At 38.1% G+C, this 15,507-nt stretch carries 19 protein-coding genes; all 19 read right to left on the bottom strand.

Annotated elements, in window-relative coordinates; genetic code table 11:
- Positions 1-702 precede the first annotated feature (702 nt).
- Positions 703-1,827 (bottom strand): cysteine desulfurase family protein, encoded by a 1,125-nt coding sequence (locus AB1498_13095; protein ID MEW6089227.1) that lies wholly within the window; start codon positions 1,825-1,827, stop codon positions 703-705.
- A 157-nt stretch (positions 1,828-1,984) separates the two neighbouring features.
- Positions 1,985-3,313: an AAA family ATPase gene (locus AB1498_13100; protein ID MEW6089228.1), complete on the bottom strand. Its 1,329-nt coding sequence runs from the start codon at positions 3,311-3,313 to the stop codon at positions 1,985-1,987.
- 91 nt (positions 3,314-3,404) lie between these two features.
- The gene (locus AB1498_13105; protein MEW6089229.1) at positions 3,405-3,755 is read right to left on the bottom strand and encodes a transcriptional regulator; all 351 of its coding nucleotides are present in this window, start codon (positions 3,753-3,755) and stop codon (positions 3,405-3,407) included.
- Positions 3,756-3,828: 73 nt separating this feature from the next.
- On the bottom strand, positions 3,829-4,113 hold the full coding sequence (locus AB1498_13110) for a type II toxin-antitoxin system RelE/ParE family toxin (protein ID MEW6089230.1): 285 nt from the start codon (positions 4,111-4,113) through the stop codon (positions 3,829-3,831).
- Positions 4,097-4,333 (bottom strand): addiction module protein, encoded by a 237-nt coding sequence (locus tag AB1498_13115; protein MEW6089231.1) that lies wholly within the window; start codon positions 4,331-4,333, stop codon positions 4,097-4,099. The genes AB1498_13110 and AB1498_13115 overlap by 17 nt, the downstream gene beginning before the upstream one ends.
- Positions 4,334-4,626: 293 nt before the next feature.
- Complete coding sequence (locus AB1498_13120) at positions 4,627-5,427, bottom strand: nucleotidyl transferase AbiEii/AbiGii toxin family protein (protein MEW6089232.1); 801 nt, start codon at positions 5,425-5,427, stop codon at positions 4,627-4,629.
- Complete coding sequence (locus tag AB1498_13125) at positions 5,414-6,022, bottom strand: hypothetical protein (protein ID MEW6089233.1); 609 nt, start codon at positions 6,020-6,022, stop codon at positions 5,414-5,416. Before AB1498_13125 ends, AB1498_13120 begins: the two co-directional genes overlap by 14 nt.
- 83 nt (positions 6,023-6,105) lie before the next feature.
- Positions 6,106-6,720, bottom strand: a complete 615-nt coding sequence (locus AB1498_13130) for a class I SAM-dependent methyltransferase (GenBank protein MEW6089234.1) — start codon at positions 6,718-6,720, stop codon at positions 6,106-6,108.
- A gap of 72 nt (positions 6,721-6,792) precedes the next feature.
- Positions 6,793-7,269 (bottom strand): HEPN domain-containing protein, encoded by a 477-nt coding sequence (locus tag AB1498_13135; GenBank protein ID MEW6089235.1) that lies wholly within the window; start codon positions 7,267-7,269, stop codon positions 6,793-6,795.
- Positions 7,241-7,819, bottom strand: coding sequence for a nucleotidyltransferase domain-containing protein (locus AB1498_13140; GenBank protein ID MEW6089236.1), 579 nt, complete (start codon positions 7,817-7,819; stop codon positions 7,241-7,243). The genes AB1498_13135 and AB1498_13140 overlap by 29 nt, the downstream gene beginning before the upstream one ends.
- Before the next feature lie 91 nt (positions 7,820-7,910).
- Positions 7,911-8,597, bottom strand: a complete 687-nt coding sequence (locus AB1498_13145) for an FAD/NAD(P)-binding oxidoreductase (protein ID MEW6089237.1) — start codon at positions 8,595-8,597, stop codon at positions 7,911-7,913.
- Complete coding sequence (locus AB1498_13150; GenBank protein ID MEW6089238.1) at positions 8,548-9,075, bottom strand: FAD-dependent oxidoreductase; 528 nt, start codon at positions 9,073-9,075, stop codon at positions 8,548-8,550. Before AB1498_13150 ends, AB1498_13145 begins: the two co-directional genes overlap by 50 nt.
- Before the next feature lie 150 nt (positions 9,076-9,225).
- On the bottom strand, positions 9,226-9,411 hold the full coding sequence (locus AB1498_13155) for a DUF2892 domain-containing protein (protein MEW6089239.1): 186 nt from the start codon (positions 9,409-9,411) through the stop codon (positions 9,226-9,228).
- Between the two features lie 147 nt (positions 9,412-9,558).
- Positions 9,559-10,794, bottom strand: a complete 1,236-nt coding sequence (locus AB1498_13160) for a DUF1302 family protein (GenBank protein MEW6089240.1) — start codon at positions 10,792-10,794, stop codon at positions 9,559-9,561.
- Positions 10,791-11,579, bottom strand: a complete 789-nt coding sequence (locus AB1498_13165; GenBank protein ID MEW6089241.1) for an outer membrane lipoprotein-sorting protein — start codon at positions 11,577-11,579, stop codon at positions 10,791-10,793. The genes AB1498_13160 and AB1498_13165 overlap by 4 nt, the downstream gene beginning before the upstream one ends.
- A 148-nt stretch (positions 11,580-11,727) precedes the next feature.
- On the bottom strand, positions 11,728-14,019 hold the full coding sequence (locus AB1498_13170) for an MMPL family transporter (protein ID MEW6089242.1): 2,292 nt from the start codon (positions 14,017-14,019) through the stop codon (positions 11,728-11,730).
- Between the two features lie 90 nt (positions 14,020-14,109).
- A complete protein-coding gene (locus AB1498_13175) occupies positions 14,110-14,460 on the bottom strand; it encodes a DsrE family protein (GenBank protein ID MEW6089243.1) in 351 nt (116 codons plus the stop codon).
- 20 nt (positions 14,461-14,480) lie between these two features.
- Positions 14,481-15,002, bottom strand: coding sequence for a hypothetical protein (locus tag AB1498_13180; protein ID MEW6089244.1), 522 nt, complete (start codon positions 15,000-15,002; stop codon positions 14,481-14,483).
- Between the two features lie 23 nt (positions 15,003-15,025).
- Positions 15,026-15,358 (bottom strand): metalloregulator ArsR/SmtB family transcription factor, encoded by a 333-nt coding sequence (locus AB1498_13185; protein ID MEW6089245.1) that lies wholly within the window; start codon positions 15,356-15,358, stop codon positions 15,026-15,028.
- Between the last annotated feature and the right edge of the window lie 149 nt (positions 15,359-15,507).

Genomic DNA, 15,507 nt, shown 5'->3' on the forward strand with positions numbered 1-15,507 from the left:
ATCGTGTTAAATACACTTGCCAATTCTCTCAAATCCCTCTTAATCTCCCTTTTCTAAAGGGAGAAATCTAAAATTTACCCCGTTTCAAAACTTTCATTCCTTTCATACCTATTTTGACATTATCATGGTTTTCAAATAATTGATCGATTTAAAAAAGAGCGTAAAAAGACAGTAATGATTTTAGGAAAGCAGGGATTTAGGGGGCTGTTCGATGTCACAAGGTGCGAGGTTTTTGAGAGGAATAAAATGATTGAGACAAATAGTAGTTACAACTGGGTGCGAAGATATAAAAATTTCACTTTTTAGGGTTACAGAGGTGTTGCAGCATGAAGCGACACAGCAGACGGCACAATGGCTTTCAAAACCTCCATTATTCTCGGAACTTTTGCGGAATCCTTCCGATGCAAAAAGAAGCAACGTGATTAAAACTAGAATTGAGGTTAAAAATTTTTTCATGTTTCCTTTATTTTAACAAAATAAAATATCCTGAAATTATTAAATTTACTTATCATTATATTTTATTTATGATTAAAAGAATATTAAATATTTATTAAAATATTCTAATTTTTTGTTCCTTATTTTTTTATGAAAGAAAAACAATTCCTATTGTCATTGAAATTAATAAAGTTATCAGGACTACTGTTAATATTAGAGCTTTTCTTACCTTATTCATATTTTATATTATATAACCTGATATTTGAGTCAAGATAAAAGAACCTCCAAATATTTTCCAATAGCGTAATCAATTTCTTCATCTGTTGTCCATATCCCTAGGCTGAATCTGACCGCTCCGAACGCGTCTTCGGGAGATACACCCATCGCGGTTAAAACTGAGGAAGGCTGTTTTGAGTTTGAATGACAGGCAGAGCCGGTTGATACCGCGATGTAAGGAATCCTTTTTAATAACTCATGGCTGTCTGTTCCTATAAAACTTATATTTAATGTATTCGGCAGTCTTTTTTCAGGATGGCCGTTCAATTTTACCTTTATGCCTTTATTTATCAATCCCTGGAAAAGTTTGTCCCGTAATTTTTTTATCCTCTTTGAATTTTCCGGCATTGTCTTTCCCATGATTTCACAGGATTTGCCAAGGCCCGCGATCTCAATGACATTTTCGGTGCCGGGTCGCAGTCCTCTTTCATGTCCCGCGCCATACATCAAAGGTTCAATCTTTATTCCCTGCCTCATAAATAAAGCCCCGGCTCCCTTGGGAGCGTAAAGTTTATGGCCTGCTATCGACAAAAAATCAACACCTAATTCGTTAACTCTCGTGGGGATTTTTCCCACGCTCTGCGCCGCGTCCGTATGGAACAAAATATTTTTTTCTCTCGCGATCCTTGAAATTTCGGCGATCGGCTGGATTGTGCCGGTCTCATTGTTCGCGTGCATTATTGTAATAAGAATTGTCGAGGGCCTTATCGCTTTTTCAACGTCGTCCGGGTCAACCATGCCGTATTTGTCAACAGGTAGATATGTGACGCTAAAACCATTTTTCTCCAGATACCTGCACGGATTTATAACCGCCGGATGCTCGATTACGCTCGTTATTATATGGCTGCCTTTTTTCCCGAACGTTCTTGCGGCGCCTAATATAACATAATTATTCGACTCTGTCCCGCCGGATGTAAAAATTATTTCATCCGGCTTGCATTCAAGAAGCGACGCGGCTCTTTGCCTTGCTTTTTCAACACCCTCTTTCGCCTTTAATCCAAACCAGTGGCCGCTTGACGGATTCCCGAAATATTTTTCCGTGTACTTGTTCATCTCTTTCACGGAAAGAGGATGAACCGGCGTCGTCGCGTTGTAATCGAGATAAACGTGTTTCATGGAAGTTTGTCCAATTCAATGTTTTTTTATCATTTATTTTAGCATAGTTATACATTCTTTTCTAAAAAATCCTAAAGGCCAAAAATTTTATTCACACAAGCCCGCTCAGGAATTTGCGGGCGCTAATTACCCGAATATTTTCCTTGCAGTATTATTTTTACTTCAGCAAGAAATTGGCGAGCCTCGGCAATTGTTCCGCCATATATAAAGGAAGCGTCAGGACCTTATCATAATAAGAAGGCTGGTCCTGCGAAAATCTTACGCCAAAGGGGGATTTTTTTTCTTCGAGAAATACTTTCAATGATCTTAATGTTCCGGTCTTCCCGGCCTTCACCTCCACGGGTAAAATTGTTGAACCTATATTGATAACATAGTCAACCTCCGCCAGGCTCCTTTTTTTATCCCTTGCCCAGAAAAAGAGCTGATAGTTGATGTATCTGTCAAGATACGCCGTCAATTCCTGGCCGATAAACTGCTCGGCTACCGCGCCCGAATTGATCTGCATCAGGTCTTTTGCCACGGCAAGCTCGGCCTGCAGGCCCGACACGTTTTGCATGAGGCCCACATCCAAAAAGTTTATTTTGAATTTTGATTCTTTTATCTGTGCCCCGAGAAGAATCCCGGAGGCGCTCGTGGCATAAACCGGTTTTATTATCCCGGCCAGAATCAATAGATTCAACGCCTTCTTTAAATCGGCCGACCTGCTTTCAGGGTCGATGTTTGAATATTTTATCCTGCTTCCCACCAGACGCGGCGCCGTGTCGAATATTTTTTGAAGATATTTATTTTCAGAAAGTTTTGCGTATTTTCCGAAATCATTGCGATATGTCTGCAGGAGCGAATTCTGTATCCTCTGGCAATTCAAAAGATCTTTGTTTTCAATGTAATCCTTAACGACGGCCGGCATTCCCCCTGAAATAAGATACAAACGCAATAATTCCAGAAGCTTACGGTGAACCGCCTCATCAAAATTGCCGTCCAATTTAATACCGCCAAGGTAATCGCGTAATGGCTGATTACCCGACACGGACAAGAACTCGCCAAACGATAGAGGTTCAAGATAAAGAAACTGAACTCTTCCCACGGGCATCCTGAAACCGGGACTCTTTAACGCGAATTCCACAAGCGAACCCGCTCCGATTACCGCAATTCGCTCTTTCTTTTCTTTGAAATAACGTAACGCCATTATCGCGTCCGGACATTCCTGTATTTCATCCAGAAACAATAGCGTGTTTTCTTCTTCGATATTTACACCCATTATGAGCTGGAGTTTGTTAATAATATCGATGGGATCGAGGGTGGTAAAACATTGTTTTAGTTCCGGCTGAAACTCGAAATTAACGACAACAAGATTTTTGAAAGCCCTTTTTCCGAAATTTTCTATCACATAACTTTTCCCAACCTGCCGCGCTCCCCTTACAAGTAAGGGCATTCTATCTTTCTGATTCTTCCAAAAATATAATTCCTTTTCAATATCCCTTTTCATAAATACCCCCTGTTTTAATGCAAATTAGTATAATATACAGGGTTATTATACAATAATTTATGCTAAAACACAAATCAATTTTGTCAAGAATTTATCCAATTAAGGATTCGGCGGGTATATTAAGATTTTGATATAACAATTTAATCATTTTTACCGTCAAATGTCTTTTTTTATTTAAAATTTCAGACACACGGTTACGCCCGCCCAGGTAAGGAATCAGGTCGGATTTTTTTAATCCCATTTGCTCCATCCTGAATTTAATTGCCTCTACCGGATCAGGCGGCAAGACGGGATAATGGCGCCGCTCATAATTTTCCACTAAAAGCGATAAAATTTCCAGTTCATCTCCTTCCAACGTATTTTTCTTCGCGTCCCATATTTTTTCGATCCTTTTTAACGTTTCTTCGTAATCTTTATTATTTTTTATTAATTTTATAGTCATAGTTTATACCTCCTCCGCGTTTATCCTAATTGATAGGGAAACAATAGTGAAGAGAATGGGATTATTCGGGAAATTACCACTCTATAGGTTTTCTCTTATTATGAAATATACGGAGTATAACCAGAATATCATTTTCAACTTTGTAGAATATTGAGAATGGAAACTTGTTTAACTGTATTCTTTTTATGTCTTCAACAACTGACGGGTATAAATCGGGATTTAATTTTATTCTCTCTATTGTACTGTCTGTTTCATCCGTAAATCTGAGGCCGAGGCCTCTTGCTTTTGATTCATACCAATCGACAGAATCACGAAATTCCAAAGATGCTTCCTGGGCAAATTTAACCTTTTTTATCATGTTTTTTATACGCTTCCTGTTTTAGATTTGCCCAATCCGAAGCGGAGCCCGGATTTGCCCTGTAGTTTGCCAGCCTGTTAACAAGAAGCCTTTTTTCTTCATCAGACACAGGATACAATTCCTTAGATTCTTTTATTTCATCCCAAATATCTGTTATAATATTCAATCTTTCTATTACGTTTAGTTTTCTTATATCCTGCAATATTTCTGTTTTATTCATTGTTACCTCCAAATCTATTATCCCAAACTAAATTAAAGCAGTCAAGAATATTTTTCGAGGGTGTATTTTCCGAAGGATTTTAAAAAATGAATGGAATATCGCGTTAAAAAGGGGTAGAATATAAATTCAATCAAATACCATCTTTCTTATTTTATCGTTGGTTTCCAGCGATACTAACTATTTGCAGAAAAATAAAATAAATAGATTAGGATTTTGCACCGGTGGAAGCGGAATAGATATATCCCGGCAAAACCATATTAAATATTGAGTTTGGAAAAATTTTTACTCTAAGTTTATTTATTATATTTTTCCAAAAGTGCCGGTATTATTTTTTGCGCGTTTAAAATCAAATCCGCTTCGCTTTCCTCAAAAAGAAACGGCCTTAATATTTCCGCTTGTTTTTTTAATTCAGCCTGTGGAATTTTTTTTATCGCATCATAAATAGCTTTATCCGGATCAATTTTTACACCCAGAAGCTTTAAAGCATTTTTATCAACTGGGTATTTGTTTGAAAGCATAAAAATGATATCATATATGTCCCGCGCCCTGTTTTTATTAAAAAGCGCGTCTATTTTATCCGCGAACAAAACACTCTTATCCGTGCATACACAAGGATAAAATTCGCCAAAGCCTGATATTACCTGGGTTTCTGTTTTTATTTTATGTTTTAAATTATTGGTCTCGACTTTTATTGTTATCCCTTCTTTTTTTGAATATTTTGACATGACACTATAAATCATTTCAATCGCGGAGAAAATTAATTTTGAAACGTAGATATTGTCCCAATGGGCAAATTCTATTTTCGTCTCGATACCGGCTTTCCCTAACGCTTCTCCTGTTCTTTCAAGCAATTGCTCAAATTCCGTTTCCGTTATCGCATTGGTATTGAAATCCAAATCTTCCGAAAACCTTTTAAGATTGTGAACTAATCTGAGATATGTTCCTCCCGTAAAGTAAAGTTTTTTACCTGATTCACTTTTGGAAAGTTCTTTTAAAATAAGGATTTGAAGATATTCCCTTAAAATTCCACGCATCTTCGTATGAGGCATCCCCCTGATTTTAGCCTGTTCTATCAAAGATTCATAGGTAAGCATATAGTTCCTTTAAATTAAAATTGTATAATTTCGCGTATTTATTTAATTTTTTTCCGCTAAGGCGGGAAATTATATCCCTGTCCAGCCTTTCATCTTTTAAATTAATTTTATTATTACGATATGCCTTAAAATATAAAAAATCAATCAAAGCCTTTTCCGGTTCGGCAATAAGGATATTAAAGTCACCGTGTTTTTCTACATAGTACCCTGTAAAGGCCGTTGGTTTAACGGCGCGATAGATAAAAAGGCCGTGTTTATTTTTAAATTTTCTCGTAGGTTTTGTTGTAAGTGAGGTTACCGCCATTGATACCTCAGGGATAATGCTGTAATTAGATAAAGCTGTTTCCAATGACACATAAGACGGGTTATATAGCTTATTGGCAATATACATATCGCTTACAACAAAATCTTTAGGATAGGTAAGTTCATACAATCCTCTTTTCAAAGAATAAATCCATCCTTTTTTTACCCACCTGTATAGCATCGTTTTTAAATTGGTTCTTTCTTCGCCGGGATAAAAAGCCAGAATATCTTCGTTGGAAAAAATATAATACTTATTTTTTTCTAATGTCTTATATAAATCTTTAAATGTCATTTCATTAGGTATACAATATTGTTTACTTGCTAAAATAAGTATAAGCGGATTTATAAATTTGTCAAGCGGATTTTTTAATAATTTTATATTTTTTTAAACAAGGCGTAAATATACGGCCTCGGGTCGCCTTTCGGGTTTATAAAGGTGTATTCTTCATTCGCGATTAATTTAAACGCGGGAAGGTTTTTCTCCAGATCCCGGATATCATATCTTCTTACATCGAGGCCCGCGCATCCTGTCGCGCCTGTTTTTGAAAATTCGGCGAAGATCGCGTGCCCGCCGGATTTCACGGCCGCGTTAACATTTTTAAAATATTGTTCAACGCAGATGTCATCAGTTAAAAAATGCAATACCGCCCTGTCAATCCAGATATCAACATCGTTCAATTCTGAAGGCAGCGGCTTCGAAATATCCCGGCAAAGCCATTGAATATTGCCTGTTTTTTCACCACATTTATTTTTCGCCTTTTCAATCGCCTCCGAACTCAAATCGTTTAAAACAAGCTTAGCATTTGATTTTAAAAGTATATCAATCAGGCCTGAAGTCCCGGCCCCCGGAATAAATATTTTTGAATTTCTCCATTCCGGGGCAATGTCTAAAAATTTTAAGACTTGAGAAAAATCTTTTTCATACCATCCCAGTTTATCCTCGTCTGTGTTTTTGAATATCTCGTTCCAGTGTTCATTTAATGGTTTCATTGTTTATTTACTCCACAGGCTCTTAATATATTCATCATCGAACACCAGTTTGTAAGTCCGGACTGAAATAAATTAAGCCCTATAATTTTCGTCTAAATTTTCCAGTAAATCCTTTTGCGGATTTTCTTTCGAAACAAGGATTTTTATTTTATCTATTAATTTTTTTGCAGTATCAACTGCTGATTTTGCTTCGGATGTTGTTATTCCATTTTCTGAATCATATATAAAATCATGCCGTTGTCTCCGCATACGGTTGAAACGGCTGGTAATATTTTCATATTCTTCACCAAGTATTGTTCTTGTAAATTCAACAATAGTTTTATGTGTGTTTCTTGTTGTGGGAAGATAACCTTTGGAATACATTAACGCCTTGCCGGCTCTTATCATAGCATGGTAGGAAATAGCATATGACCATGTTATATCCATAGATAAAACTGATTCGGCGGTTTTTAAATCCTTGTCAGCTCTCTTTAACTGTTTTTCAATTTGCTTGAAATCCGGTTTTTGTTCTTTAATAAGGTTATCCTTTAAGAATTTTTCGTAATTCATTTTCAACTCCCATTATCATTATTTTTTTGTCTTTTAATATCTCCAGTAAAAAAGGTTTTTTTTGCATGATTTCTTTTTTAAATTCTTTCGCTGAATACAATTTATAGTTAATCTCTCTTTTTAAAAATTCCTCAAGTTTATCCAATTCTGTGATAAGCTTGTCTTCATTACAATTTCCAATTATAAAAAGATCTATGTCTGATAGATAATTTTCTTTGGCTTTTGCGTAAGAACCGTAAATAAAGGCATAAGAAATCTTCCCAATTTTATCTAAAACCTCCTTAAGCGAACCGGCTATACCCACTGTTTTAAAAACTATATTTTTTAATTCTTTATAAAAAGGATAATCCTTATTTACCTTAAAATATCTGGCGTTGGCTTTATATTCACTTAGCAATATACCTTCTTTCTCCATATTATTAATGGTTCTCTGGAAATTGCCGGGCTTCTTGCCAAAAATCCTTCCAATCTCCTGCATGTAATAAGATTGTTCCGAGTTCGTAAAAAAAAGCCTTAATAATCTTGCTCTATTTTTTGTTGATTTTATCATCTTACTTTTTTATTATTTGCACTTTGCATACAATTATATGCAAAGTGCATACAAAAGTCAACTTGACCCTAATTTATCTTTCCTTTAATAATCAAAACCACCTCCAAAACCACCATTTTTCAAAAAGAACTTTTCCCCAGTGCCATAATTTCGACGGTTTTTTTAAATCTACCTCCGGTTTTGGCTCAGCGTAAAAATTTCCGCTGGCATACCCTGCAACGCCACCACCCAATTCAACAAAACAATATCCCTTACCGCCAAATTCTTCCGTGTGAGAACCGCTATTAATCTCGGAAATTATATTATGAGCAACAACTTCCGCCTGGTAATGGGCAAATACTCCCGCCTTTGGCAAGTTTAAAGGAACATCCGGCTTGTATCTTCCTAAAAGTTTAATTGTTGTTATATCTCCTAGCGCGTAGACATCGGCATATTTTGTCTGGAGTATCTTTGCGTTAACAGGTACCCAACCCGTCTCATTAGTTAGCCCAGCATCTTTGACTGCCTTTGGCGCCCTGTGCGGGGGGATGCCGATTAAATAATCGAATTTTTCTTTTCTGCCGTTCTCAAAATTTAATTCTTTATTTTGAGTATCTATAAATTTTAATTTTAACCCAGGATTAAAAATTATGTTTCTTTCTTTTAATATCTGTTTTAAGACCTCTCCCATTTCAGGGCCCGCCGTCGGCATCGGCTGGGATTCTGGAGTATAAATATTTATATTGAACTTATTTCTTATTTTTCTTAAAATAGTAATCCAGCAAAACCGCCATTTCATAAGGCGCAGCAGGGCATTTAAAGGGCATGCTTGAAATGACAACGGCAACATTCCCATTCGAAAAATTTTTCAAATTATCTTTTAATCTCACACACTCTTCAAAGTTATAAAAACTATAGGCTGCTTCGTTGAATCCCGGTATAATATCCAAATCAAGTTCAGCCCCTAATGCAATAATAAGATAATCATAAGAAATATCTTTTACATTCGTATGCACAGCCTTTCTTTCAATATCTATTCCCGATATATCGGCTTTTATATATTCAATCCCTTTATTTTTAAGAACATCAATTTTTCTCCTAACCTGATCCTGAGTCCGCGAACCAAATATATACCAAAGAAAAGAAGGCGCGAAATAATGATATGAATTTTTATCTATCAAAATCACCCTGTGTTCTTTTTTTAAATTTTTTCTAAGTATATTGGCTGCGGCAATACCGCCTGAACCGCCGCCTAAAATAACTACTGTTTTACCCATATTTTCTCCTAAAAAGTAAATACCTTATCTGCCGCTATACTCCATTCTGTAAGCTCAGTCATTGAACTGCGATGAATACCTGCAATAAGTTCATCATCAGATATTATAAAGTAAACATGTTTGAAGTCAATATGTTAAAATTATTACTGATTATTTTACACCACACGCTCTAAGGATATTCATCATCGGACACCAGTTTGTAAGTCCGGACTGGAATAAATTAAGCCCTATAAATCCCGTAAACCACAGCCAATTTTTGCTGTGATAGTAAACCAGGGCCAGGCTTATTAAGATAAAAGTTCCCGCGATTAAACGCAGCCATCGTTCCATTGTCATGTTCTTTATATCGCATATCATTAGATGATCCTCCTTTGTCAATCAATCCGAACTCCCCTTGATCCCCTCTTTAAAAAAAGAGGGGAAACTTCTTCTCCTCCTCTTTTTTTAAAGAGGAGGCCGGGAGGAGTTCGTAATTGTCTTCATTTAATAATCATATTTCATTCTCATATAAACATTATCATTTTCTTTAAACTGTCCGAAGGTTGTCCATTCCTTATCCCCGTCAATAATATTTCCTCCGATTGTCAAGGCCAATTCATCGCTGAATTTATACATTGCTTCTGGAATGAGCATGGAATCTTTTTCATCTATTCCATAAAAAGTGAATAACGATAATTTCCAGGACTCATATTTTAAAAATTGTGTCAGGCGAAGCGTTAAGATTTGTTTTGTTTTTTCTTCCCGGGGAAAACCTTGCGGGAGATTTTCTTTGTATTTATTATAATCCCGCGTTATTTCATTATAATATTGCAGGCCGAGATGCAATTGGTTTGTTATTTGCCGCCCATAACCCAAAAGAGCCTTATATTTTGAATTATCAATAAAGAAATTTTCGCCATTTTTGTCATACCGGGAATCATAATACCCGCCTTCCACGCTTATAACACCTCCCAATCCGTTTAGCTGACAGCTCGCGCCATAGGCATTAAGTTTTGGATAAAAATAATTTACACTAAGACTGTCATAGATATTTACTTTTGGTGTATGATAAAATCCTTTATACGCGTAAATAGACATATCCCCTGAACCAATTCGCCTGTAAATCCTTGACGCGAGTTCCATATCCCTGATTTTCTTATCAGGCCTTATAATACTTTTATTATTCATACCCGCGAACGGATCATTAAAAATGAACTTATCGGGAGACGGCATTTCATCCGCCTGAAATGCCGGCAAAACAACTAATTCCATTGACGCGAACTTTGGATATATTCCTAATTTCACGGCCTCCGCGCCGAGTTTCAAATATTCCATATCCCGCCCCGCGTAAAAGGCGTTCCAGTCTTTAGGAAAAATATCATTAATGAATAATAAATCTCCGAGCCCCCATGTGATAACCTGCCTGCCTATTCGGACATCATAGTTTTTTTCAATTAAATCAACATATGCTTCCCTTAAATCCACTTTTGTTTCATTATTTATGCCGTCATGAATAAAATCCGCTTTCGCGTTAAAACCGGCATTCCCGGCCTCCGAAGCACCTGAGAGGTTTAAACGCAATCTTTCTTCGCCTAAAATTAAATCTCTTTTTTCATCAGTGGTTTTTGTCCGGCCGGAATAAGTAACAAGGCCGAAACCATGTAAACTAATTTCATTTGCCTTCGCGTAATTTAACAAAAATGTTATTATAATAAGAGCAGGCAATATATGCTTTTTCATTCTAATAACCTCCTGGGCGGGTTCTGCATAAACCGTTCTTCAAACAAAGTATCTTCGATATCTATATTATATTTTATGAAGTCAAAAACAACTTCGGTATAATGCCCGGTTTTAATATCTTTCACGGTCCTTTTTGTCACAGTCGGGAAACCGTCAATATCTTTGATCTCCACGGCATTGAAGGACCTGTATAATTCGCCCTGCGTATTGTAATATTCTTCCTGCCGGGGCAAATAATTATTCTTGTCAATCCATGAAATTTTACGCGAGAATTCATCTTTTTCGTTCGGCACACTCTCAATAACATAACAATCCATCCCATTAAGTTTATCCTCTTTCTTCAAAGTGTGTTTATCGGCGTTTATATCCCTTCCCGACACATCTTCATAGGTAAAGTCGGAACCCACGAAACTTGAGCGCCTGTCGCTTGCCGCGATGCGCCGGACCATTTTAAGCGCCGGGATAAAAAGCCATCGCAGGTCATCCTTCTCGGGCAGTTTATGGACCATAAAGGTCATTCCCCGGACATCCTGCGGCATCTCAAAATAGATGAAATATTTCTGTTCCCCGCTTCCAAAATTCTTGCGCAGCATTATAAGTTTCCTGCCTCGTGTTTTGCCTTCTTTATTAACAAGGTTCATTGATACTCTCGCTTTTAAATTTTTGCCCTGGTAATAAAAGGCCTCTTGTGACTTGGCGATGATTTCTTCTCCCCGCGTCTCCGCGTGAACAGAAATAAAAAGCGCGAGTGTAAGTGAAAGTGCCAGTGTAATTATTTTTTTCATAAAATTTACCTCCAATTTTAATTCGAACTCCCCTTAATCCCCTCTTTGAAAAAAGAGAGGAAATAACAGTAAATTTAATACGATTTTTTCCTCTTACTCCTCCTCTTTTTTTAAAGAGGAGGTTGGGAGGAGTTCATAATTTTCTATTTTATTGTTTCACAGAGCCTAACAATACTTTTCTAAAAGTCCCGATTAACGCCGGTAAAAAGACCAGCGTGATTATGCCTGAAAAAAACGCCAGAGATCCGAAAAACAGGCCCACAGTCACGTAAGGCGTTAAAGAGGCGATCGCCATAGGCGTAAAACCTACCCCGATAATTACGGCGTTTCTGAATATGGCAAGCGCGGGTTCCCCGCCCATGGTCCATTGCATGGCGGATTTTAAATCTTTAAGCTTTTCAAATCTTTCTCTGAACCGGGAGATAAAATGTATGGCAAAATCATCGCCAAGGCCGATCGCGAGGGTCGAACACACGGCGATAGGCATATCGTATTCTTTTCCCACAAGGCCCATAAGGCCGTAACTAAAAGCCACGGAAAATCCAAGCGGCGCCATCCCGACAAGGCCCCACCAGATGGAGCGAAACTGCAGGGCCATAAAAACAAGAACGATCCACCAGGTGCCTAGAGTCGCTTCAAGCATTCCCGACACCATCAGGTTCTGCCATTTAATATTAAGATAAGGAAGGCCGGACCATTCCATTCGGACACCTTCGGGCAATGGATTTGATTTCACGTAATTTTCCACATCCTGGACAACAGAGGACATATCCCTGTTGTCGCCGGATTTAAGCTGGACCCAGATATTCGCGTTTTTAAAATTGTAATCGACAAAGTTGTCAAGTTCATCCGGCGATGAAGATGATAGGACCAGGAATAAATACTGGCCAATAGCGTCTTTTTCATCCGGCAGCGCGTCATATTCTTTATTTTCATCGTGAAGCACATAGTTTGTTCTTTTTACAATATCAGCCACCGACGTTGTCTTGCCGACAAGCTTGTTCGCGCCTAAATATTTCTGCGTATTTTCAATATAACGCATTACCTCCGGCCGTTTTATATCATCTTCATTGTTTCCCTCCAGCACCAGATATGAAATATATGTTCCTCCGATCACTTTATTAAGCTCTCTGTCCGCGACCCGTATCGGATGATGTTTTTTAAACCATTTCACGGGGTTATCATTAACAACCAGCAGGTTTATGCCGTATACGGAAACAGCAAGAAGAACCACCCCAAAGACTGTTACCGCCATACTTTTATTGAGTGAAAATTTACCTATCCCCGCGAGTATCCGGCTGCCAACCTCTTCTTTTTCAATCGGCTTTTTTTCTTTTATAAGCATCATAAGGCCGGGTAAAAATGTCATTGAAAGAAGCCATGAAATTATTATTCCAAGCGCTATAAAAAGCCCAAACACCTTTACCGGCGGGATGGGAGCTATCGCGAGGTCGGCAAAACCTACCGCGGTCGTAATCGGCGCGAAAAATAAAGGTTTAACCAATTCTTCATAAACCTCTATTACCGCCTGTTTTCTATCCTTAACCACGGGAAGACGTTCGTAAAAATCGCTTAAAATATGCACGGCCCCGCATATCGCGATAGGCATGAGAAACACCGGTATCATAGATGACATAATGTGGACCGTAAAACCGGATCCGATAAGCGCCCCCATAGTCCATATTACCGAAAACATCGCGACCATCATTGGCGGGATTACCAGGGAAAATCTCTTAAATATGATAAAGAAAACCACCATTAAAAAAACACCCGCGAGCGGCGCGAAAATGCCCATCTGCATGAACATCTCATAACCAAAAGTGTCCTCCGCGAGCGGCAGGCCGGCCATGTAATATTTTTCCGCCCCTTTTTCCTTCACGTAAACCGCTTTTATTTTTTCTCCCACTTCATGCGCGATATCTTTACTTTCCACCGGGACATAAATAGCCGCACCCCGGCCGTCGGATGAAATAAGCCTGTCTTTAAACATCGGATTATCGAGTATCTCCCTTTTTAGTTTCTCAAGCTCATCATTCGTTTTCGGAACTTCCGCCATCGGAGGCCTGACATTCAGCGTCCCGTCCCTGGATACCACATTATTGGTTACGGTAATACTCAGGACATCATTCGCGATAACGCCTTTTATTTTCAATATTTCATCTGTGATTCTTTTTATTTTTTCAAGGCTGTCCGGATTGAAAATTCCGCCGTCTTTCACGATACCCAGGACAATAAGTTCTTTTATACCGAATTCTTTTTTTACTTTTTGATGAAAAATCCTTACCGGCTCGTCCGCCTTGAGCATGTTTTCAGGATCCGTGTCAATCTTTATCTTCATGAATTGAGCGGTAAATAAAACCGTTAAAAGCACGGATAAAGCGACAACGGTTTTAGGATAATCAATAGAAAAGCGGACCAGCCTCATAATTAATTTTCTCATACGTTGCCTCCAAAATTTTTATTACGTTCTTTTATTAGAATAAATGAATATATTTATCAAAGTCATATTAAATATCAACACCTTCCTAACCTAAAACGTCAACACCTTATCGGCCTCTGTTACCCAGCTCGACAATTGCAGCATTGTGCTGATTTCAACGCCTTCGATAATAGCAAGATTTCTGATGCCGCGAGCGTCGGAACAGGTCCCGCATGTCTTGACCTGCGCCCCGTCTTTTATCAGGCCTTTAAACATATTTTCGATGTTGTAATAACCGTTTGGTGTTGACTGGTTCGGCAGGGCGCAAGTTACCGCGTCCGCCATGAGAAAAACGCGGATCTCGGCCTTCTGCTGTTTTTGCATGGCCGTTGCCAGCCGCAGCGCGTTATACGCCTTCTCAGAACCATATCCCGCGTCATTAATAATAAATAATATTTTCATATCTCTTCCTTTCTTAATGTTTAATAGAATCTTAGTATGGGACTTATTGCTAAAATTAAAATCGCGAAGACAAAGCAAATCTTGCATAATTTTTTTCTTTTTGCCCGAAGCTCGAAAAATTTCCCGGCCATATCCTCCGGCGGTTTAACATCCGGGGAAAATTTTAAAAATATCTCCTTTATTTTCGGATTAATAAAAAATGAAATATTAGCGGCTATCGCCGCCATGCCCAGGACAAAAACATGTTTGAGTATAAAAGCCGCAAACACAGTCCGGCTGAATTCCTTCATCTGTCCGTGAAATATATATTGTGTCCCTGAAAAACCAAAACCTGTAATAAAAAGCAACGCCATAAACGTCCAGCAGAAAGGCTCCAATCCCTGGATAGTATCCTCCACCACTTTATCAAGCTGATAATGCAGTGTCTTCCCAAACTGGGCCCGCTGGTTAACAAGCCTTAAATTATAAAATGGAGCGGCGGCGCATCCGACAAGGGCGATGTTGTGAATAATAAGCAAAATAATGTAAATTAAATTCTCCATTTCGACCCTCCTTTGTTAAATTATCACTTTTTGGTTTTACGTATGTCCTGAGATAACTTTTCTGCCTGGGCTAATTTTTTAAGTAACATTTCCCTGATAATATCAAAGGCCTTGCCGATCTTTGGATCAACCAGGGAATAATAGATTGTTGTGCCGTCTCTCCGGGTTTTAACAATACCTTTCTCCCTTAAGATACTCAGATGCTGCGAAATATTTGACTGGGGGATATCCGCCATTTCCGCTAATTCGCCCACCGATAATTCTCTCTCTCTCAAAAGATTAAGTATCTCCAGCCGTTTAGGCGAGGTAAAAACCCGGCACATTTCCGCGTGAAGTTCGAATAATTTATGCTCCATAATTTCTCCCTCTCAATGAGCACCGTAATGTCAAAAATCTCTTTGACATTTTATTAAAATTCCTTATCATTATCGATAAAAATCAACTTTTTAAATGCTCCCCCCTGTTTTTAAGAAAATTTTGAGGTATAATAATCATCATATTGTGG

It is taken from the genome of bacterium (assembly GCA_040754625.1).
Taxonomy (GTDB): domain Bacteria; phylum JACRDZ01; class JAQUKH01; order JAQUKH01; family JAQUKH01; genus JAQUKH01.